General features: G+C 72.0%; 18 protein-coding genes. 12 read left to right on the forward strand and 6 right to left on the reverse strand.

The genetic code is table 11. The annotated features are described in order from the left end of the window. Positions 1-33: 33 nt before the first annotated feature. The 4 genes from thrB (at position 34) to ODJ79_RS12790 (ending at position 5063) form a co-directional block, all read left to right on the forward strand. The gene (thrB, locus tag ODJ79_RS12775) at positions 34-945 is read left to right on the forward strand and encodes a homoserine kinase (RefSeq protein WP_263023602.1); all 912 of its coding nucleotides are present in this window, start codon (positions 34-36) and stop codon (positions 943-945) included. Positions 946-1280: 335 nt separating this feature from the next. Next, positions 1281-3224: a transcription termination factor Rho gene (gene rho, locus ODJ79_RS12780; protein WP_263023603.1), complete on the forward strand. Its 1944-nt coding sequence runs from the start codon at positions 1281-1283 to the stop codon at positions 3222-3224. Positions 3225-3364: 140 nt separating this feature from the next. Further along, positions 3365-4534 carry a nitric oxide synthase oxygenase gene (locus ODJ79_RS12785; protein WP_263023604.1) on the forward strand — a complete coding sequence of 390 codons (1170 nt, stop codon included), beginning with the start codon at positions 3365-3367 and terminating at the stop codon, positions 4532-4534. Positions 4535-4673: 139 nt separating this feature from the next. After that, complete coding sequence (locus ODJ79_RS12790) at positions 4674-5063, forward strand: VOC family protein (RefSeq protein ID WP_263023605.1); 390 nt, start codon at positions 4674-4676, stop codon at positions 5061-5063. Here the strand turns inward: ODJ79_RS12790 and ODJ79_RS12795 are convergent. The 3 genes from ODJ79_RS12795 to ODJ79_RS12805 are packed head-to-tail and all read right to left on the reverse strand — an operon-like array spanning position 5060 to position 7646. Further along, positions 5060-5677, reverse strand: coding sequence for an RNA ligase family protein (locus ODJ79_RS12795; RefSeq protein ID WP_263023606.1), 618 nt, complete (start codon positions 5675-5677; stop codon positions 5060-5062). The genes ODJ79_RS12790 and ODJ79_RS12795 overlap by 4 nt on opposite strands. Before the next feature lie 2 nt (positions 5678-5679). Next, positions 5680-6573, reverse strand: coding sequence for an AAA family ATPase (locus ODJ79_RS12800; protein WP_263023607.1), 894 nt, complete (start codon positions 6571-6573; stop codon positions 5680-5682). Continuing rightward, the gene (locus ODJ79_RS12805; protein ID WP_263023608.1) at positions 6570-7646 is read right to left on the reverse strand and encodes an RNA ligase; all 1077 of its coding nucleotides are present in this window, start codon (positions 7644-7646) and stop codon (positions 6570-6572) included. Before ODJ79_RS12805 ends, ODJ79_RS12800 begins: the two co-directional genes overlap by 4 nt. 222 nt (positions 7647-7868) lie before the next feature. Between ODJ79_RS12805 and rpmE the strand changes: the two genes are divergently transcribed. Next, entirely contained in the window at positions 7869-8093 is a 225-nt protein-coding gene (gene rpmE / locus ODJ79_RS12810) for a 50S ribosomal protein L31 (RefSeq protein WP_133874661.1), read from the forward strand. 66 nt (positions 8094-8159) lie between these two features. Next, complete coding sequence (gene prfA, locus ODJ79_RS12815) at positions 8160-9251, forward strand: peptide chain release factor 1 (RefSeq protein WP_263023609.1); 1092 nt, start codon at positions 8160-8162, stop codon at positions 9249-9251. Here prfA and ODJ79_RS12820 read toward each other — a convergent pair. From ODJ79_RS12820 to ODJ79_RS12830, 3 genes are read right to left on the reverse strand one after another with little or no spacing between them, the layout of a single operon-like run. Then, positions 9248-10549, reverse strand: coding sequence for a PQQ-binding-like beta-propeller repeat protein (locus ODJ79_RS12820; RefSeq protein WP_263023610.1), 1302 nt, complete (start codon positions 10547-10549; stop codon positions 9248-9250). The two genes, prfA and ODJ79_RS12820, sit on opposite strands and share 4 nt — an antisense overlap. Beyond that, a complete protein-coding gene (locus tag ODJ79_RS12825) occupies positions 10549-11844 on the reverse strand; it encodes a PQQ-like beta-propeller repeat protein (protein ID WP_263023611.1) in 1296 nt (431 codons plus the stop codon). The genes ODJ79_RS12820 and ODJ79_RS12825 overlap by 1 nt, the downstream gene beginning before the upstream one ends. After that, positions 11841-13346, reverse strand: coding sequence for a sensor domain-containing diguanylate cyclase (locus tag ODJ79_RS12830; protein ID WP_263023612.1), 1506 nt, complete (start codon positions 13344-13346; stop codon positions 11841-11843). The genes ODJ79_RS12825 and ODJ79_RS12830 overlap by 4 nt, the downstream gene beginning before the upstream one ends. Positions 13347-13428: 82 nt before the next feature. Here ODJ79_RS12830 and prmC point away from each other — a divergent pair, with 82 nt between their 5' ends. From prmC to ODJ79_RS12860, 6 genes are read left to right on the forward strand one after another with little or no spacing between them, the layout of a single operon-like run. Beyond that, complete coding sequence (prmC, locus tag ODJ79_RS12835) at positions 13429-14304, forward strand: peptide chain release factor N(5)-glutamine methyltransferase (RefSeq protein ID WP_411267308.1); 876 nt, start codon at positions 13429-13431, stop codon at positions 14302-14304. A gap of 37 nt (positions 14305-14341) precedes the next feature. After that, complete coding sequence (locus tag ODJ79_RS12840) at positions 14342-14986, forward strand: L-threonylcarbamoyladenylate synthase (RefSeq protein ID WP_263023693.1); 645 nt, start codon at positions 14342-14344, stop codon at positions 14984-14986. Between the two features lie 5 nt (positions 14987-14991). After that, a complete protein-coding gene (locus tag ODJ79_RS12845; RefSeq protein ID WP_263023694.1) occupies positions 14992-15576 on the forward strand; it encodes a phosphotyrosine protein phosphatase in 585 nt (194 codons plus the stop codon). Continuing rightward, entirely contained in the window at positions 15573-16538 is a 966-nt protein-coding gene (locus tag ODJ79_RS12850) for an L-threonylcarbamoyladenylate synthase (RefSeq protein WP_263023613.1), read from the forward strand. The genes ODJ79_RS12845 and ODJ79_RS12850 overlap by 4 nt, the downstream gene beginning before the upstream one ends. 47 nt (positions 16539-16585) lie before the next feature. Then, on the forward strand, positions 16586-16906 hold the full coding sequence (locus ODJ79_RS12855) for a PadR family transcriptional regulator (RefSeq protein ID WP_263023614.1): 321 nt from the start codon (positions 16586-16588) through the stop codon (positions 16904-16906). Next, positions 16903-17871, forward strand: coding sequence for a hypothetical protein (locus ODJ79_RS12860; protein ID WP_263023615.1), 969 nt, complete (start codon positions 16903-16905; stop codon positions 17869-17871). The genes ODJ79_RS12855 and ODJ79_RS12860 overlap by 4 nt, the downstream gene beginning before the upstream one ends. The last annotated feature ends 24 nt before the right edge of the window (positions 17872-17895 follow it).

The raw sequence follows: 17895 nt of genomic DNA on the forward strand, positions 1-17895 counted from the left end.
GGCGCCCGAATGATCAACGCTTAGCATGTGCCGATGGGCCTGACCTTCGCGACCGACCCGGTCACCGTGCGCACGCCGGCCACCAGCGCCAACCTCGGCCCCGGATTCGACGCCCTGGGCCTCGCGCTGAGCCTCTACGACGATCTCGAGGCCGCGGTCACCGACGGTGGCTGCACCGTCACGGTGACCGGCGAGGGTGCGGGTGAGCTGCCCGGGGACGAGGAGCACCTGGTTGTCCGGGCCATGCTGGCGACCTTCGACGAGCTCGGCGAGCGCCCGCCCGGCCTGGCCGTGACCTGCGTGAACCGGATTCCGCAGGCGCGCGGGCTGGGCTCCTCGTCGGCGGCCATCGTCGGCGGCGTCCAGCTGGCCCGCGGGCTGGTCAAGGACGGCATGCGGCTGATCGGCGACCAGGACGCGCTGCGCATCGCCGCACGGCTCGAGGGCCACCCGGACAATGTCGCGCCCTGCCTGCTCGGCGGGTTCACCATCGCCTGGACCGAGGGGGCGGGCGCGCGGGCCGTGCGGCTGGGGGTGCACGAACGCGTACACCCCAAGGTTTTTGTGCCCGCGGAGCGTGGGTTCACCGCCTCGGCGCGCGCTGCGCTCCCGCACGCGGTGCCGCACCGCGATGCATCCTTCAACGCCGGGCGCGCCGCGCTGCTGACCCATGCGATCACCGCCGACCCGGCGCTGCTCTTTCCGGCCACCGCGGATCGGCTGCATCAGGGCTACCGCGCGGAGGCGATGCCGGGCACCGCGTCGCTCGTCGCCTCGCTGCGATCGGTGGGCGTCGCCGCCGTGGTGAGCGGCGCAGGACCGACCGTCCTGGCATTGTCCGAGGTCCCGGCCGACTTCTACCCCGGCGCGGAATGGCACGCCGAGACGTTGCGCGTGGATGCGCGCGGTGCACTTGTCAAAGGGAGTATGGTGGTACTCGCCTAGCGGGGCCCTGTTGCCGCAGGTCGCATGAGTTGACTACGCTCAAGACCAAGCACAGCCGCGAAGCAAGCGATCTTTTGCGGTTCGGCGCGCACCCCCACGAGACTTTAAGACCTCAGCAGGTCGTCTCAATTCTCAGCAAGGCACACGCCGAGCAGCAGTCTCCCAGATCGCTGCACTCGCCGAGACCTACCCGTCAATGTGAGACGGGCAGGGAAACCGTCGAGCTGCCGTGCTGCAACAACCACCCGCGTCGCTTCGGCGAAGCGGGATCCGAGTCACCCGGCCACCAGGCTGCAGACCGGGCGCCTCGGGCTTTTTCCGACGGAAGGAATCCATTGAGCGACACCACCGACGTGACGTCGGGTGTTTCTGACGTCGCTGACGGCGCCGGCACCACCGCGACCGCCGCGAAGCGCCGCCGAGGCGGCACCGGGCTGTCCGCGATGCTGCTGCCCGAGCTGCAGAGCCTCGCCGCTTCTCTCGGCATTTCGGGCACCGCCCGGATGCGCAAGGGCGAACTGATCACCGCGATTACCGAGCGGCAGAGCGGTGGCGCGTCGGCGGCCGAGGCCGCGCCGCGCCCGCGCGCCAGCGAGGTCGCGACGGCCGCGCCGATCGCCGAGAAGGCGGCGGCCTCCGCCGCCGCGCCGGTCGTCACCGCGCCGACCGCCGTGCAGCCGGAGTCCGCGCCGGTCGCCGAGGGTGGCAGCCGTCGCAACCGCGAGCGGGTCCGCCGCGACGCGGCGCCGACCGAGGGCGCGCCCGTCGCCGAGCAGCCGGTGGCTCAGCCCGCCGCGCAGCCGGAGGCCGGCGAGCGCACCGAGCGCCCGGAGCGGGGCGACCGCAACCGCGACCGGCAGCGCAACCAGGGCCAGCGGGACGGCGGTCAGCGCGACGACCGTAACCAGCGGGACGACCGTAACCAGCGGGACGATCGCGGCCAGCGGGACGACCGCGGTCCGCGCAACAGTGACCAGAGTCACGACGACGACGACAACGACTCGGGCGATGGCGGCCGGCGCAGCCGCCGCAGCCGCTTCCGGGACCGGCGTCGGGGCCGCGACCGGGACGGCGACGGCGGCGGCCAGCGGGACGGTCAGCGCGAGGGCGGCGGCCGCGAGCCGCACGTCAGCGAGGACGACGTGCTGGTCCCGGTGGCCGGCATCCTCGACGTGCTGGACAACTACGCGTTCGTGCGCACCACCGGCTACCTCTCCGGGCCGAACGACGTCTACGTCTCGATGTCCCAGGTCAAGAAGTACGGCCTGCGCCGCGGCGACGCGGTGACCGGTGCCGTGCGGGCCACCCCGCGCGACGGCGGCAGCGACAACCGGCGGGACAAGTACAACCCGCTGGTCCGGCTGGACACCATCAACGGGATGGAGCCCGAGGAGGCCCGGCGCCGCCCCGAGTTCTACAAGCTCACCCCGCTCTACCCGCAGGAGCGCCTGCGGCTGGAGACCGAGCCGCACATCCTGACCACCCGGGTCATCGACCTGGTCATGCCGATCGGCAAGGGTCAGCGCGCGCTGATCGTCTCGCCGCCGAAGGCCGGTAAGACGATGGTGCTGCAGGCGATCGCCAACGCGATCACCCACAACAACCCCGAGTGCCACCTGATGGTCGTGCTGGTCGACGAGCGGCCCGAAGAGGTCACCGACATGCAGCGCTCGGTCAAGGGCGAGGTCGTCGCGGCCACGTTCGACCGTCCGCCGCAGGACCACACCACGGTCGCCGAGCTCGCCATCGAGCGGGCCAAGCGGCTGGTCGAGCTGGGCCACGACGTGGTTGTGCTGCTCGACTCGGTGACCCGTCTCGGCCGGTCGTACAACCTGGCCGCGCCGGCCTCCGGCCGGATCATGTCGGGTGGTATCGACTCGACCGCTCTCTACCCACCCAAGCGGTTCCTGGGCGCGGCGCGCAACATCGAGAACGGTGGCTCGCTCACCATTCTCGCGACCGCGCTGGTCGAGACCGGCTCGATGATGGACACGGTGATCTTCGAGGAGTTCAAGGGCACGGGTAACGCCGAGCTCAAGCTCGACCGGAAGATCGCGGACAAGCGGGTGTTCCCGGCGATCGACATCGACCCGTCCGGCACGCGCAAGGAGGAGATCCTGCTCGGCAAGGAGGAGCTGGCGATCATCCACAAGCTGCGCAAGGTGCTGCACTCGCTGGACTCGTCGGCGGCGCTCGACCTGCTGCTCGACCGGCTCAAGCAGACCCGCACGAACGTCGAGTTCCTGATGCAGATCGCGAAGTCGACGCCGGGCGAGTAACCGCGGCAAACCGGCTTTTCCGGACGCAGCCCCGTTCAGCGACGGGGCTGCGTCCTTTTTGTCGCACACGGTGTGTGGTCGATGAGCCCGGGGGGTGCCAACCTCCGAGGACACGTCGGTCGACCGTGGGAGGCGCTTCGATGATCGTGCCCGGGTACCGGGATCAACCGACCGAGCAGTGGGATCCGGTAGCGCCGGTCGATCCCGGCGAGGCCGAGGATTTCCTGCGCCGCTGTTACCTGGAGAACCCGCGGCTCGGGCCGGTTGAGCCCCGCCTGGCGATCGTCCGCGCGCAGATCGCGGCCACCGGCAGCTACGTGCACACCACCGAGGAACTCTCGCACGGCGCGAAGATGGCGTGGCGCAACGCGGGCCGCTGCATCGGGCGCCTGTACTGGAAGAGCCTGCTCGTTCTCGACCGGCGCCGGGCACGTACCGCCGACGAGATCTTCTCGCTGCTCGTGCGCCACCTGCAGACGGCCGGCGACGGTCAGCTGCGGCCGGTGATCAGCATCTTCGCCGCCGCGCAGCCGGGCCAGCCGCACGCCCGGGTGTGGAACGAGCAGCTGATCCGCTACGCCGGATATCGCGACGAGGACGGCCGCACGGTCGGCGACGCCCGGCAGATCGGGTTCACGTCGGCGATGCGCGGGTTCGGCTGGCGGGGCAAGGGCGAGCACTTCGACGTGCTCCCGCTGGCGATCGAGACCCCGGCCGAGGGCGTACGCCTCTACGACCTCCCCGAGCGGGCGATCCGCGAAGTGCCGATCACCCACCCCGACTACGGCTGGTTCACCGAGCTCGGCCTGCGCTGGCACGCCGTCCCCGCGATCTCCAACATGCGGCTCACCATCGGCGGCGTGCACTATCCGCTGGCGCCGTTCAACGGCTGGTACATGGGCACCGAGGTGGGCGCCCGCAACTTCGCCGACGCCGACCGGTACGACCTGCTGCCCACGGTCGCCGCCCGGCTGGGCCTGGACACCAGCCGCGAGTCGACGCTGTGGCGCGACCGGGCGCTGGTCGAGCTGAACCGCGCGGTGCTGTTCAGCTTCGAGCGGGCCGGCGTCAAGATGACCGACCACCACACCGAGTCGGAGCGCTTCCTGACCCACCTGCGCAACGAGGAGAAGGCCGGCCGCTCGGTCCCGGCCGACTGGACCTGGATCGTCCCGCCGATGTCCGGCTCGCTCACCGGCGTCTTTCACCGCTACTACGAGGAGATGGATCTCCGCCCCGCGTTCTACCTCGACGACGAGGCGATCTCCCTGGCCCGCGACGGTTCGAGGTGTCCGTATCCCCACCCTTGAAGAAGATCAAATTCATGTCGTGCCTGGTTGCAAGGTGCGGACCGTCGCTCACGCCGAGGCCGGGCCTGGGGCCCAGCTGCGCCGGCCCGAGGCCCTTCATTCTGCGTGAGCCACGAACCCCATTTGAGATCATGCTGTGATGACTTCGTTCATCTCGCACACGACCGTCGACTGCGCCGACGCGTACACGCTCTCGCGGTGGTGGCAGGGCGTGCTGGACTACGTCGAGGATGCCGACGACCCGAACCTGCCGGGGCACGAGGAATGCCTGATCATGTCGCGGGACGGATCGCACAAGGTGCTCTTCATCGACGTGCCGGACATCAAACAGGGCAAGAATCGGATCCACTTCGACCTGCGCCCGGCCGAGGGCACCCGGGACGAGGAGTTGGCCCGCCTGATCGACCACGGCGCCAAGCCGATCGACGACCTCCGGCGCCCGGACGGCACCGGCTGGGTGGTGCTGACCGACCCCGAGGGCAACGAGTTCTGCATCCTCCGCAGCCAGGCCGAAGTTGAGGCGTCCTAGGCGAACTCGTTGACGGCGAAGTCGTCGCGGTGGCGCCAGGCGTCGTCGGTGCGGACGTGGTCGGCGCGTACCCACTTGAGGAGCTTGTACGGGAACTCGGCGGCGGGGATGCGGCCGGCCGCGCGCACCACGAAGCCCTCGGAGTTTTCCGTCGTGCGCTGAGCCGCCCAGGCGGCGCGGGCCTCGGAGAGGCTGCCGCCGCGGTACAGCACCGGCACCACCGGCAGTTCCAGGCGGCGCGCCCAGTCGACCGTGTCGTCCCAGCCCAGCAGCGTGTCGGTCTCGTCCCAGATGCCGAAGACGATGAACACGCCGGGGAGGTCGGAGTAGGCGATGCTGCGCCGCGCCCACATCGACTCGCCGCACACCCGCCAGTCGTCCGGGATCCGGTATGCGGTCATCGCCCACAGCGCCTTCGCTGGCCGGTCCCACGGCTGCGTGCCGGAGTCGGGGGAGCGGCCGTACATCGCGTCGCGGGTGTAGGTCAGGTTGCCGCCGTCGAGTTTCTCGGTCACCACCAGCTCGCCGTCCAACCAGGACAGATCGCGCTGAATCTTGTCATCGGCGGATGCGCCGGGCGAGTCGGGCAGGTGGTGGGTGCGGGGGTACTTCAAGGTCAGAAGTCTCCCTCCGCAACCTGGAACACGGTGAGGCCGAGCGCCCGCCACATGCGTACCACCTGCTGGCGGTCGTCGAAAACCCCGACGATCAGCCAGTTCTCGCGGATCTCCCGGTCGAAGATCTCGCGCTTGACCACGGCGTCCTTGCGGCCGTCGCCCTCGGGCCGCATGAACAACGCCTGGTACGGGACGCCGACGTACAGATCGAGCCACGCCTCGGTCTCCGGCCGGCACACCGCGTCCCGCCCGGAGCAGAAGATGATCGCGTTTCCGGCCGCGTGCATGGCCTGAACCGCGGTGATCACCGCCGGGTTGGGCAGGTCCGAGCCGACCCGGTGCCAGTCGTACGGCGACCGGTCGCCCATCAGCGCCACCGTCCCGTCGATGTCCACGAGAACGGCCGCCGGCAGCGACGGGTCCGGCTCGTAGACATTGGCCGAGATCTCGGAGACGTACGGGACGGGCAGCGGCAGATTGCGGCCCGCCAGGTAGCGAGCATGCATCCGCCGGATCGCCTCCTCGCCGACCCGGTCCGACTCCGGCCGCGACACGTCCCGCCGGATGCACTCCTCCAGCGGCACGTCGGTGAAGTCGTGCACCTCGAACTGCGCGCCGTGCCGGGCGGCCAGCTCGGCCCACTCCCGGACGGTCTTGTTGCGCAGGTTGGTGTCGTCCACGATCACGTCGGCGTGCGCCCGCAGCAGCGCCTCGACGGTGGCCCGCTGGGCGTGCGTGACCTGCCCCTCGGCCCACTGCGTGTAGAGCCGCTCGCCGTGCAGCATCCGCCGCAGGTCGTCCCGGTTGACCCGGACCACCCGGGGTTGCAGCTTCCGGGCGAACGTCGTCTTCCCGGACGCCGGCAGCCCGCGGGTGATCAGCAGTCTCGTCATTCCTCGGTCACCTTGGTCCCGTGCATGGTCTGGTCGGCCGCCGGGCGGGCGTGCTGCCACAGGACCGGACGGTAGTCCTTGCCGTCGAGCCGCAGGAACAGCGCGAACTTGTGCTCGCTGCGCACCGCCCGGGCGGCGAACTCCTTGCGGCCCCAGCCCTCGGGCAGACCGGCGACGATCGCCGCGTAGGCCGCCTCGATCGCGGCGGCGCGCGCGTCGACCGTCGCGGTGAGCTCGGCGGCGATCGCGCGCACCCAGACGTGGAACTCGTCGGGCAGCGGCGCGATGAGCGTGTCCAGGTCGCCGCCGTTGGCCAGGACCTCCCATACCGTACGCGCGGTGAGCCCCGTGACGAGCCGGTGGAGCCGTACGTAGTCGGCGTACTTGATCTTCACCCGCGCGTCCGCCCCGGTGAAGTGGACGACCAGGCCCTCCCGGCCGTCCCGGGGCGGCGCGGCGAGCGCTTCGGCGAACGTCGCGTACCCGAAGGTCTCCACCACCGGCCCGGGCCAGTCCGGCACCGCCTCCGGCCCGTACGTGCGGCCGGTCGCGATGTCCACGGCGCCGAGCAGCACGAGGTCGTCCAGGCCCTGGTAGTCGACCACGATCCGGTTCCCCGGGTAGATGATCTCGACCAGCACGGTGAGCCCGGCCGGCGGGGCGAACCCGGCATATCGGGCACGCAGCAGGGCGGTGGCGTGCAGCGCCTGGTCGGAGGCGAACGAGCCCCGGGTGGCCACCGCGAGGCCGTCGCCGTCGTGGTAGATGATCCCGAGCGACCCGTCCGACTTGTCCGTCACGGTGACCGCGGCGGCCGGGTCGAAGCTCGGCGCGTGCGACTCCGAGTGGTTGAAGAACTTGGTGAACGGCCGCGCGACGATCTTGCCGCCGGCGTCGACGACCAGGCCGCGGCAGGCGAGCGTCACCGGGGTCCAGGCCCCGGCGTACTGGCACGCCTCGGTGTAGTTGTAGATCACGAAGGGCCGCGAGGGGTGACGCTGCGTGCGCACCAGGCCTTTTTCGACCGCGGAAGCCAGTTCGGCCGGATCGAGGACGTCGGCGAGCAGCGTCATGACACGTTCCTTTCCTGATCGAGGGAATGCCGCGAGGGGTGCTCACGTTATCGACCGTGGATCAGGAAAGTCGCGTCGATTTCTCGCGCGGCCGTGTCACATGGCAGACTGGTCCATCGGCCAGTAAAAGGTTCCGGTTCACGCCCGAGCCCACCGCCCTGGCGGGGCGGCGCGGTGCTGACAGCGACCCGGCGACCAGATCATCGAAAGGGACCGAGAGACATGAAGTCCGGCATCCACCCGGAGTACACGACCACCGAGGTCATCTGCTCCTGCGGCAGCACCTTCACCACCCGCAGCACCGCCAAGGGCGGCGAGATCCGCGTCGAGACCTGCAGCGCCTGCCACCCGTTCTACACCGGCAAGCAGCGCGTTCTGGACACCGCCGGCCGGGTCGCGAAGTTCCAGGCCAAGTACGCCAAGGTGAACGCGGCCAAGAAGAAGTAACTGCTTCGACGGCGCCCGCACCCGGTCGATCGGGGGCGGGCGTCGTTCGCGTGGGGAGACATTACTGTGAGTAACGACCGGCTGACCACGCTTCTCGAGGAGTACGCGGAACTGGAGAAGCGGATGGAGGACCCCTCCATCCACGCCGACCAGGCCCTCGTACGCCGGGTCGGCCGTCGCTTCGCCGAGCTGGCCCCGATCTACGCGGCCAACGCCGAGCTGGAGGCCGCGCGCGCCGACCTGGTCGCCGCCAAGGAGCTGGCCGCCGAGGACCCGGCGTTCGGCGCCGAGGTGGAGGCCGTGGCCGCCACGCTGCCGCCGCTCGAGGAGAGACTCGGCGAGATGCTGATCCCGCGCGACCCGAACGACGCCAAGGACGTGATCATCGAGATCAAGGCGGGCGAGGGCGGCCAGGAGTCGGCCCTGTTCGCCGGCGATCTGCTGCGCATGTACACCCGGTACGCGGAGCGCCGCGGCTGGGTGGTCGAGGTGATCGACTCGCAGGAGTCGGACCTCGGCGGCGTCAAGGACATCTCGGTGGCGGTCAAGACCAAGGGCGTGCCCGAGGGCGGCCACGGCGTCTGGTCGCGGCTCAAGTGGGAGGGTGGCGTGCACCGGGTGCAGCGCGTCCCGGTCACCGAGTCGCAGGGCCGGATCCACACCTCGGCGGCGGGCGTGCTGGTGCTGCCCGAGGCCGAGGACGTCGACGTGCAGATCGACCCGAACGACCTGCGGATCGACGTGTTTCGCTCGTCCGGCCCGGGCGGCCAGTCGGTCAACACCACCGACTCGGCGGTGCGGATCACCCACCTGCCCACCGGCACCGTGGTGAGCTGCCAGAACGAGAAGAGCCAGCTGCAGAACAAGGAATCGGCGCTGCGCATCCTGCGGTCCCGGCTGCTGGCCATCGCGCAGGAGGAGGCGGCCGCCGCGGCCGCCGACTCGCGCAAGGCGCAGGTGCGGACGGTGGACCGCTCGGAGCGGATCCGGACGTACAACTTCCCGCAGAACCGGATCACGGACCACCGGATCGGCTACACCGCCTACAACCTCGACCTGGCGCTCGGCGGCGAGCTGGACGGGGTGCTGGACGCGCTGGCCGAGGCCGACCGGCAGGCCCGCCTGTCCGGCGAGACGGAGCTGAGCCGCCGGGCCTAAGGGCCGACGGCCATGACGTGCAGGCCGTCCACCCGGGGACAGGCCAGGTAGCCGCGCGTCGCCACGCAGAACGACCGGTCGCTCCCGTTCGTGCCGAACACGCCGAGCGGGGTCTGCGTGCCGTCGGCGAGGTCGAGCCGGGTGACCACGAGCCGGCCCGGCGCGCTGACGCTCGGGCGAACGAAATAGAGGCGGTCGCCCGGATCCTCGGTGTAGGCCTGTGCCCCGGTGATCGTCGGCCCGAGGGCCCGCCCGGTGCGACTGTCGGCGAGCCGTAGCCGGGTCGCCATGAGATTTTCCCCGAGAAGGATGCGATCGGGGCCGACCGGGAACATGATCCGCGCGTCCGGCACCGTCCACACCTCGCGGCCGGTGGCCGGGTCACGGCCGGAGACCCCGTCGATCCCCACCGAGCAGAGCAGCTCGCCGCACGGGCTGAGATCCCTCGCCGACCACAGCGGCTCGAGGTCGTCGGCCGAATACACCGTCGTGGCGGTCTGCCGGGACGGGTCGTCGCGCACCACCGCGAGGTTCCGGCCGGCCGGGATCAGCGTGGCCGAGCGGGTCCTGGTCTCCCACGGCACCCTGCTGGTCGCGCGCAGCTTCCCGTCGGCGTACCCGAAAACGCTCAGCAGGCCGTCCTGGTCGGCCGTGGCGATCGCCACGGGGTGCTGATAGTCGGGCAGCGGCGTCCAGCCGGCCAGCGGTGGCATCGCCCGGCGCCAGATCTCGCCGCCGTCGCGCAGCCGGACCACCCGCAGCACGCCGCCGCCGACGACCAGCGCGGTGCCGGTGCCGGCCGACGGCATGGCGTTGCCCACGGTGCGCCAGAGCTCCCGGCCGGTCGCCGCGTCCAGCGCGACCGTGTTCTGCGGGCCCTCGTACACGTATCCGCCGCCATCGGGCAGCACGACCTTGGCCAGCATCGGGTCGGTCGGGGCGAGCACCGTGTCGCCGGCCGGCCGGGGCGGCTGGGTAGTGATCTGCACGCCGGTCACCGTGGTCCACCGCAGCCGTCCGTCGGACAGGTCGTACGCGGCGACCCGCGGCCGGCCGTCGAAGGGCCGGGAGACGTACGCGGTCCGCCCGGCGAGCACCACCGAGTCGTCGCCGCGGAAGTCGTCGATGGTCCACAGCGAACGGACGCCGGCCGCGTCACCGGGCGCCGACCCCGCGATCACCAGCAGCCCGGCGATCGACAGCACGCCCAGCGCCGCCCGCAGCAGCCGACGATGGTCGAGCGGGACCGCGGGCGCGTCCTCCTCGGCGGTCACCTCGCCGAGGTCGATGACCGCCATCAGCCCACCGCCGTGATGGTGTACGCGGCGTTCTGGTAGCAACCGAGGTACCGCGCGACGGCCTGGCACCGGTTCACCACGATCCGGTCGATCGCGCCGAGCAGGTCGCGCTGCCCGGTGGCCAGGTCCCACCGGGTGATCGAGGTGCGCTGCGGCGTCGACACGGTCGGCTCGAGGACCAGCAGCGCCTCGTCCGGTTCGGTGGTCCAGACCGTCTCGCCGGGGCTGTCCACGCCGACCCGGGCGCCGGTCTCCGCGTCGATCAGGTACTGCTCGCCGACCTCGCCCGGCTTGTCGACCACCACCCGGCCGGCGGTGGCCGACCAGCCGCTCCCGGCGCCCGGCACCCGCCACCGCACCCGGCCGGTGTCCGGGTCGTACGAGGTCAGGCCCAGCCCGTTGCTGAAGCAGATGCCGCTGCCGCAGGGAAAGGCGAACCCGTCGGTGCCGTCGGTCCGCCACAGCGGGGCCAGCGTGTCCAGCCGGTACACGGTCAGCTCGGCGTGGCCCTGTTCGTTGCGGTTCACCATCAGGTGATCGCCGCTGGCGGCAACGTCGTTGAACTGCCCCTGGTCGGGTGCCTGCCGGGCCCAGTCGATCCGGGCGCTCGCGGTCACCGAGCCGTCGGCGAATCGCAGCACCTCGGCCTGCCCCGCGTCGGTCACCGTGATGACCTCGGTGGGGGTGCCACCGGCCATGGCGAACGAGAGGCTGAGAACCCCGGGCGTGTCCCGCTGCCAGACCGTGCGCTGATCGTCGAGCCGGATCAACCGCAGCCGGGCGTACGAGGCGGTGTCGGTGTAGTCGGCCATCAGCACCGTGCCGCCGGCCACGATCATCGGCTCGCCCGGCGCGCTCCACAGCCGGGCGCCGGTGTCCGCGGCGAGCGCCACGGTGGAGCGGCTGAACTGGGTGTAGACGTCGCCCAGGTGGCCGGTCTGCGGGTCGGCCGGCAGCAGCAGGAGGCCGCCGGCGAGCTGGGCGTAGCCGACGATGTCCGCGATCGTCGTCTGCCACCGGATCGCGCCGGTGGCCAGGTCGTACGCGGTGAGCGCCGGCCCGTGGTGCAGATAGAGCGTGTCCGGGCCGAGCGTCGTGCCGTCGGCATCGGTGGCCGGCACACTCCACAGTGGGCGGACGCCGGGCGGCGCCGGCCGGGCCGAACCGGTCGCCCCGATCAGGCAGAGCAGCAGCGCGAAGGCGAGCGCGAGCTCGCGCAGCAACCGGAGGTCGAACTCGGCGGACGGCTCGGCGTCGGGAGCCGAGGAGATCTCACCGAGCTCGATCGTGCTCATCTGGTGGGGGCACGGTTGGCGGCGGCGGCCGCCAGGGCGGCGCTGAGCGTACGCCCGTTGGCGCCCACCTCGGACCAGCCCGCCGCCAGGCTGATCGGCGTGCCCGGCACCAGCACCTGCCAGTTCTCCGCGTTGGTCGCGGCGGTGATCCGCCGGGACACCTCGGCGGCCTGGGCGGTGCCGGCGCCCGGCAGCACCACCACGAACTCGTCACCGGCGAACCGGGCCACGAAGTCGCCGCGGCGCATCACCCGGTTGAGCACGCCGGCGATCCGCTGCAGCACCAGGTCGCCGCAGTGCCGGCCGTGCCGCACGTTGACCGCGGTGAAGCCGATCAGGTCGCAGACGCCGATCGCGGCCCGTTCGCCGCGGTCCAGCATCGAGCCCACGTACCGCTCCAGCTGGCGGCGGTTGGGCAGGCCGGTGAGCGGATCGGTGAGCGTCTCGTCGCCGTACCGGCCGGCGTCCCGCTGGGTCTCCTGGGCGTCCAGCCGGGCCGCGACCCCGTCCAGGTAGCCGTCCCGGAGGCGGTCGATGCGCTGGGCGGCGAGGCGGAACGCGTACCGGTCGGCGGCGTGCGCGGCGGCGTGGTCGCCGGCCGCGGCGTAGCAGATGCTGCGCAACCGGGCCGGCTCGGCCGCGCCGAGGATCTCCGGCGAGACCGGCACGGCGTCCAGCATGGTCAGTGCGTGCTCGGGTTTGCCGGCCGCGATCGACAGGCAGACGTGGCCGAGGTGGTTGAGGTCGCGGGTGCGCACGCTGTCGCCGCCGCCGGTCAGCCACTCGGCCGCAACCGCCTCGGTCTCCTCGCCGAGCGCCGCGCGGCGGGCCAGCGCATAGCCGTACGCGGCGCGGCTGCCCGGGCGCATCTGGTCGGCGCCGATCGCTACGTACCGGGTCAGCTCGGCGTCGATGTCGCGCAGCACCCGCAGGCAGCCGTCGGTGTCGCCCTGGTGATCGAGGGAGACCGCGTTGCGCAGCCGGATGCCCGGCGCCGCGAAGATCTCCGGAGCCAGCCCGACCGCGGCGCCGACCTGCCGGGCCTGCTCGATCGCGGTCAGCGCGTGGCCGTGAAAGCCCAGGTACGAATACGCCATCGCCAGGTCGTGCCAGCCCCAGGCGGTCTCCGAGTCGTTCTCCTGCACCGCGGCCAGCGCCCGGGACGCCTGCACGAGGTGGGTGACACTGCGGTCGATGTTGCCCTGCAGATGCGAGCCGAGCGCCGCGAACGCGTGCATCTGACCACGCAGGTAGGGGTCCGGGATCTCGCGTACGGCGTTGGCCGTGGCCGTCATCGCGGTCGACAACTCGGCGACGCGGCCCAGGTTGATCAGCGAGCCGGAGCGCAGGACCAACGCGTACGCCCTGGTGGTGGGGTCGGTGGCGGAGGTGAGCACACGGTCGAGAATCGGCAGAGCCTCGGCGGAGCGGCCGTTCTGCTGCAGCCGCCCGGCCCGCTTCAGCTCCTCGACGTTTTCAGGGAGCTGGTCCAACCAACTCACCGGGCGCCTCCCACCGCGTGTCCCCGCGTCGATCCGCCGACCCGGCCGGCCGGCGTCGCACGTGACGTTTGATGATTATGCCGTGGACCCGGACGACGAACACCCCTGGAGAGCATCGGTACGGACGCGCCTGGCTCCGGCGCTGGCCGAGGCGGTCGCCGAACTGTCCGCGGCGGGCGTCGAGTCGCCCCGGGTGGACGCCGAACTGCTGGCCGCGCACGTGCTGGAGATCCCGCGCGGCCGGCTGATGCTGGTGGACTCGATCCGCGAGGACGAGCTACGCCGCTTCCGGGTGCTGGTGGCTTCGCGCGCCCGGCGAATTCCGTTGCAGCATCTGCTCGGCACGGCCGCGTTCCGCCATCTCGAACTGTCGGTCGGCGACGGCGTATTCGTCCCCCGCCCGGAGACCGAGCTGCTCGCCGGTTGGGGCATCGAGCATGCCCGATCGGGCGACATCGTGGTCGATCTGTGCAGCGGCACCGGCGCGATCGCGCTGTCGGTCGCTCAGGAGCTCAAAACCGTTTCCGTGTACGCCGTGGAAAAGTCGCCGGAGGCCCTGTCGTACTTGCGGCGCAACGCTTTTGAGTACCCGGCTGTCCAGGTCGTCGAGGGCGACGTCACCGACCCGGATCTTCTGTCGGATTTGTCCCACCGGGTCGCCGTGGTGCTCTGCAACCCGCCCTACGTCCCCGACGGCACCCCGGTTCCGCCCGAGGTGGCCGACCACGACCCATTTTCGGCCGTCTTCGGCGGCGCCGACGGGCTCGACGTGATCCGTCCGGTGATCGCCCTGGCCGCCCGGCTGCTGAAGCCCGGCGGGCACCTCGGCATCGAGCACGACGACGTGCACGGCGACGTCGTGCCCCTGCTGCTTCGCAAGGACGGCCGATTCACCGAGGTGACCGCCCACCAGGATCTGGCCGGCCGGCCACGGTTCGCGACCGCCCGGCGCACCTGATCGCGGCGCGCCGCCACGTGGCAGACTGCACGGTGTGATGCTCTACGACTGCCGTACCACCGCGGACCGCGATCGCGGCATCGCTGCCGCCGTCGAGGCGGTCAAGAGCGGTGAGCTGGCCGTGCTGCCCACCGACACGGTGTACGGCATCGGCGCGGACGCGTTCACCCCGCACGCGATCACCGCGCTGCACCACGCCCGCAGCGTGACCAACCGGGTGCCCCCGCCGGTGCTGATCGGCTCTCGGCACACCCTCGACGGCCTGACCTACTCGCTGACCAAGGCGGCGCGCGAGCTCGCCGACGCGTTCTGGCCGGGCGCGCTCACCCTGTATGTCGAGCACACCCCCAGCCTGCAGTGGGATCTCGGCGAGACCGGCGGCAACGTCGCGGTCCGCATGCCGCTGCACCCGGTCGCCCTCGAGGTGCTGCGCGAGGTCGGCCCGATGGCGGTCACCACGGCCAACAAGGTCGGCCGGCCGGCCCCCACCACCGCCGAGGAGGCCCGCGACCAGTTGGAGTACGCGGTCCGCGTCTACCTCGAGGCCGGCCCGGCGCTCGACCCCGCGCCCAGCACGATCATCGACGTGACCGGCGAGGTGCCGCGGGTGCTGCGGGCCGGCGCGATCCCCTTCGAAAAGCTCCGCGACGTGGCGCCCGATATCGTGGCGGCTGAGGCGTGAGTGCGGTGACTCCCTTCACCGTTCTGCACGTCTGCATGGGCAACATCTGCCGGTCGCCGATGGCCGAGCGACTGCTCGCCCGCGCCGTGCGCGACCGCGGCGGTGACGGTCTGATCCGCAGCGTCAGCGCCGGCACCGGCGGCTGGCACGAGGGCGAGGAGATGAACCCCCCGGCCGCCCGCCTGGTCCGCGCCCGCGGCGGCGAGACCTCCGGCTTCGAGGCCCGCAAGCTGCGCGGCGACTTCATCGACGAGGCCGACCTGATCCTCACCGCCACCGCCGACCAGTACGACTACGTGGTGGCCCTGCGCCCCGACGCGGCCGACCACACCTTCGTGATGGGCGAGTTCGGTCGCCTGCTCGGCGCCGTCGACACCGCGACCCTGCCGCCGGCCGGCGACGACGCCGAGACGGTGCACGCCCGCGGCGTCGCCATCACCGAGGCGGTCAACCACCTGCGCGGCTCCGAGTCCCCGCTGCCCGGCGACGACCTCGACGACCCGTGGGGCCGCGGCGACCAGACGTTCCAGCGCATCGGCGACGAGATCGAGGACACCACCGTCCCGTTCGCCAAGCTCCTGCTCTCGTGACCGGCTCGTCCGTACCGGGCCGCATCGCCCGGCCCGACGAATCCGGCATCGCCGCCGCCGTCGACCTGCTGCGCGCCGAGTCGGTGGTCGCCTTCCCCACCGAGACGGTGTACGGCCTGGGCGCCGATGCGTTCTCGGCCAAGGCGATCGGCGAGGTCTACCGCCTGAAGAACCGACCGTCCTGGAACCCGCTGATCGTCCACGTGGCGGACGTGGCCGCGGCCCGAGCCCTTGCGGCGGAGTGGCCCGGGACGGCCGACCGCCTGGCCGACGCGTTCTGGCCCGGCCCGCTGACCATGGTGGTCCGCCGTGCGCCGCACCTGACCGGCGTGGGCGCCGACAACGACACGATCGCCATCCGCATCCCCGCCCACGAGGTGGCGCTCCGCCTGCTGGCGGCGGTCGGCCTGCCGCTCGCCGCGCCCAGCGCCAACCGCTCGGAGAGCATCTCGCCGACGACCGCCGAGCACGTGCTGCGCAGTCTCCCCGAGGTGCCCCTGGTCCTCGACGGCGGCCCGAGCTCGTGGGGCATCGAGTCGACGGTCCTCGACCTGACCACGCCGGTGCCGACCCTGCTGCGCCCCGGTGCGCTGGCGTTGCGCGCCCTGCGCGACGTGACCGGGGCGATCGCCCTGCGCGACGCCGAGACGGCCGACGGCACGGCCCGCCCGTCACCCGGCATGAGCCGCCGCCACTACGCGCCGCGGGCCGCGCTGGTGCTGGTTCCCGACGTGCGTGCGCTCGACGTTCCGGAGAAGACCGGCATCCTCACGTACGAGGGAGCCGCCGTCCCCGACGCCGAGGTGCTCTCGGCCGATCCGCGCGAGTACGCCGCCGACCTGTACGCGGCCCTGCACCGCCTGGACGACGCCGGCGTGGACACGATCCTGGTCCAGCAGCCCCCGGACGCCGAGGACTGGCTGGCCATCCGCGACCGCCTGACCCGAGCCGCCGCGCCCTAGCATATGACGCTTGGCGTTATATATCGGCTGAGGTAGCATCGGCCGCCATGCAGGAGCCGACGTTTCTCATTCTCACCGCCCTCGCGGCCGAGCCGACCCACGGGTATGGCGTGATCCGTGCCGTCGACCAGCTGTCCCAGGGCGAGGTCGTGCTGCGGCCCGGCACCCTGTATGGCGCGCTCGACCGGCTCACCGACCAGGGCCTCGTCGAGATCGACCGGGAGGAGGCCGTCGACGGCAGGCTCCGCCGCTACTACCGGCTCACCGAGTCCGGGGCCGCCGCCCTGACCGCCCAGGTCGAGCGGCTGCGGCGCAACGCCGACGCGGCCGCCGCCCGGCTGCGGCCCGCGTTCGGGGGTGCGCTGTGACCACCCGCACCGAACGGCACTATCGGCGATTGCTCTGGGCCTACCCCCGGTCCTACCGCGACCATCGCGGCACCGAGATCCTCACCACCCTGCTGGAGATGGCCGAGGACGGCCGCCGGCCCGGCCTCCACCTGCTCCTCTCCGGCCTGCGGCAGCGCTTCAAACTGCCCGCCCGGCGTCCCCTCGCCTGGGTGGCCGCCCTGCTCGCCGCCGCCGTGCTGGGTGGCGTCGGCGCCGCGGCCGGCACCTGGATCGCCTGGCGGACCGCCTCCGCCGTCCCGTCGGACCGGGAGGTGCAGGCCCTCAACGCCACCCTGACCGGCATACCTGCCGACGCCCCGCTCTACCGCGAAACATCGGCGCAGCGGGGACCGATCGTCGAGATCCTCGCCGACGGAACCACGGACTGGTCGGCCTCCCGAATCCGCGACGCGCTGACCGGCGCCGGGTGGCGGATCACGTCGTTCCGGGAGATCGACGGGACCAGCGCCGGGCCCGAAGACCAGGACTTCACCATCCCGACCAAGTTCGGCATCTGGACAGCGACCAGCGACGGGCTGGAGATGTACGCCGACGGCTCGGTCATCACCGGCTCCCTCAACACCGGCGAAGCCCACTTCACCATCAAGATGTGGTCGGTCGAGCCCGCCGTGCTGCGGCCGCTTACCGTCGCCGGGACCGTCGTCGGCCTGCTCGCCGGCTGGCTCCTGATAGCCGCGATCGCCCGCCGCCGACTCGCGACGGCCCTGGCCACAGCCGGCCTCGCCGCCGCCGCGCTGCCCGCCTACCGGTTCTACCGCCAGGCATACGAGGTGATGGCCTACCCGCACGGCTCGCCGGACCCGACCATGGCGGACGGCTCGCACGGTGGGACGCTCACGCTGATCTGGGCGGTCGCCGGCCTGCTCACCGTCGCCGCCGCCGTGATCATGGCGTGGCCTCGGCCGGCGGTCCGGGCCGGGTAGTCCCGGCCGATGTTCTCGCCGCGC

This window comes from Actinoplanes sp. KI2 (assembly GCF_025630775.1).
In the GTDB taxonomy this organism is placed as follows: domain Bacteria; phylum Actinomycetota; class Actinomycetes; order Mycobacteriales; family Micromonosporaceae; genus Actinoplanes.

What these genes read in the sequence shown, in the direction of transcription:
- ODJ79_RS12785 (WP_263023604.1), top strand. Translation starts at nt 3,365, where the DNA reads ATGATCGTGCCCGGGTACCGGGATCAACCGACCGAGCAGTGGGATCCG.
- ODJ79_RS12825 (WP_263023611.1), bottom strand. Translation starts at nt 11,844, where the DNA reads ATGAGCACGATCGAGCTCGGTGAGATCTCCTCGGCTCCCGACGCCGAG.
- ODJ79_RS12855 (WP_263023614.1), top strand. Translation starts at nt 16,586, where the DNA reads ATGCAGGAGCCGACGTTTCTCATTCTCACCGCCCTCGCGGCCGAGCCG.
- ODJ79_RS12840 (WP_263023693.1), top strand. Translation starts at nt 14,342, where the DNA reads ATGCTCTACGACTGCCGTACCACCGCGGACCGCGATCGCGGCATCGCT.
- ODJ79_RS12790 (WP_263023605.1), top strand. Translation starts at nt 4,674, where the DNA reads ATGACTTCGTTCATCTCGCACACGACCGTCGACTGCGCCGACGCGTAC.
- rpmE (WP_133874661.1), top strand. Translation starts at nt 7,869, where the DNA reads ATGAAGTCCGGCATCCACCCGGAGTACACGACCACCGAGGTCATCTGC.
- ODJ79_RS12820 (WP_263023610.1), bottom strand. Translation starts at nt 10,549, where the DNA reads ATGGCGGTCATCGACCTCGGCGAGGTGACCGCCGAGGAGGACGCGCCC.
- ODJ79_RS12805 (WP_263023608.1), bottom strand. Translation starts at nt 7,646, where the DNA reads ATGACGCTGCTCGCCGACGTCCTCGATCCGGCCGAACTGGCTTCCGCG.
- ODJ79_RS12800 (WP_263023607.1), bottom strand. Translation starts at nt 6,573, where the DNA reads ATGACGAGACTGCTGATCACCCGCGGGCTGCCGGCGTCCGGGAAGACG.
- thrB (WP_263023602.1), top strand. Translation starts at nt 34, where the DNA reads ATGGGCCTGACCTTCGCGACCGACCCGGTCACCGTGCGCACGCCGGCC.